The sequence below is a fragment of the Kitasatospora sp. NPDC056076 genome (genome assembly GCF_042266305.1).
GTDB lineage: Bacteria > Actinomycetota > Actinomycetes > Streptomycetales > Streptomycetaceae > Kitasatospora.
Genome location: NZ_JBHJWG010000125.1, coordinates 1 through 1,683, shown reverse-complemented (window position 1 = coordinate 1,683; position 1,683 = coordinate 1). Strand labels below are relative to the sequence as shown.

Genomic DNA, 1,683 nt, shown 5'->3' with positions numbered 1-1,683 from the left:
GCCCGGCGACCGCGACCCGGGCGCCCTCCCCGGCGAAGGCGAGCGCGATCCCCCGCCCGATGCCGCTGCCGCCGCCGGTGATGAGGACGGACTTGTCGGCGAAACGCGTGCTCATGAGCTGAACTCCTTGGTCCGAGTGGTGCATTCAGGTGTGTGGGTGGTGCTCTTGGCGGTGGTCTTGGTGGTGCTCTTGGTGGTGCTCTTGGTGGTGGTCGTGATGGTGGTCTCGGCGATGGTCTCGGTGGTGACCTCGCTGGTGGCCCCGGTGACACCGGTGGCACCGGCCCGGGGCAGGACCGCGACCGCGACGGCGGTCAGGGCCAGCCCGGCGGCGGCCGCGGCGAAGGCCGCCGCGTAGCCGCCGACGACGGTCGGGCGGGTGGCGGCGAGGGCCATCAGGGCGGCCAGCCCGGCGGTGGGGCCGAGCTCCATGGCGGTGTTGAGGACGCCCGCCGCCAGACCGGTGCGTTCGGGCGCCACCCCGCCGGTGGCGAGCACGGCCGCCCCGGCGAAGGACGCGGCGGCGCCGGCGGGCAGCAGGAGCAGTCCGGGCAGCAACCCGGTGGGGTAGCCACTGGCGGGGTCGAGCCCGGCCAGCAGGGCGAGTCCGGCCGCCTCCAGGGCGAGGCCCGCGGCGGTGACCGGCACCGGACCGTACCGGGCGGTCAGCGGCCCGGCCAGCCGCCCGGACAGCAGCAGGGCGACCGCGTACGGCACGAACGCGGCGGAGGTGTCGGCCGCGTTCCAGCCGCGCAGTTGTTGGAGGTAGAGCGAGAGCAGCACGAACGCCAGGGCGGTGCCTGCGGAGGTCGCCATCACGGCGACCAGGGCGGTGGCCCGGCGGCGGTCGGCGAGGAAGCCGGGCGGCAGCAGCGGGTCGGCGGTGCGGCGTTCGGCGGCGGCGAAGGCGAGCAGCAGGAGCACGCCGCCGGCGAACGGTGCGAGCACGCCGGGGCTGCTCCAGCCGTGCTCGGTGGACGCCACCAGGGCGTAACTCGCCGCGCAGACACCGGTGGTGGCGAGGAACGCGCCGCGCAGGTCCAGTGCCGGGCGGCGGCTCGCGGGGGCGGGTCCACGGTCGGGGTCGGGGCCGGATGCCGGGACGGCGGCGGGTACGGGCTCGGGCAGGGTGCCGGAGCGGAGCAGGCCGACCAGTGCGACCGCGACGGGCACCGCGAACAGCCAGCGCCAGGAGACCACGGCGCTTACCGGGCCCGACACCAGGCTGCCGGTCGTCGCGCCGAGCACCGAGAGTCCGCCCCAGGTGGCCATCGCCCGCCGGTAGGCGGCGGGTTCGGGGTGCAGCCGGCGGACCACGGCGACCGCCGCCGGGGCGGCGAGGGCCGCGCCCGCGCCCTGGACGAAGCGGCTCGCCAGCAGGACGGGGTAGTCCGGTGCGAGGGCGCAGGCGACCGAGGCGGCGGCGAGCAGCGCCAGGCCCCAGCGGAGCACCGGACGGCCGCCGTGACGGTCCGCCAGTCGCCCGCCGAGCAGCAGCAGGGCGGCGAAGGAGAGGCCGTACGCGGCGCTGAGCAGCAGGACGTCGGACGGGCCGAGCCCGAGCTCCCGGGCGACCAGGGGCAGCGGAACGGTGAGGATCATGATCGTGAAGATCAGCACGGCCTGGACGACGCCGAGCAGCGCGAAGCTCCCCCGCGCCGTCGTGGTGACACTCATGGATTC

The 1,683-nt window shown here is 76.5% G+C and carries 1 protein-coding gene and 1 pseudogene; both read right to left on the bottom strand.

Annotation, left to right across the window (positions count from 1 at the left end; genetic code table 11):
• Positions 1-115 (bottom strand): annotated as a pseudogene (locus ACFC1T_RS38360) (short-chain dehydrogenase); the annotation flags it as partial.
• A complete protein-coding gene (locus ACFC1T_RS38355) occupies positions 112-1,677 on the bottom strand; it encodes an MFS transporter (protein WP_375897440.1) in 1,566 nt (521 codons plus the stop codon). The pseudogene ACFC1T_RS38360 and the gene ACFC1T_RS38355, both read right to left, overlap by 4 nt.
• Positions 1,678-1,683 lie beyond the last annotated feature (6 nt).

Coding starts and splice junctions, on each gene's coding strand:
- ACFC1T_RS38355 (WP_375897440.1), bottom strand. CDS start 1,677: ATGAGTGTCACCACGACGGCGCGGGGGAGCTTCGCGCTGCTCGGCGTC.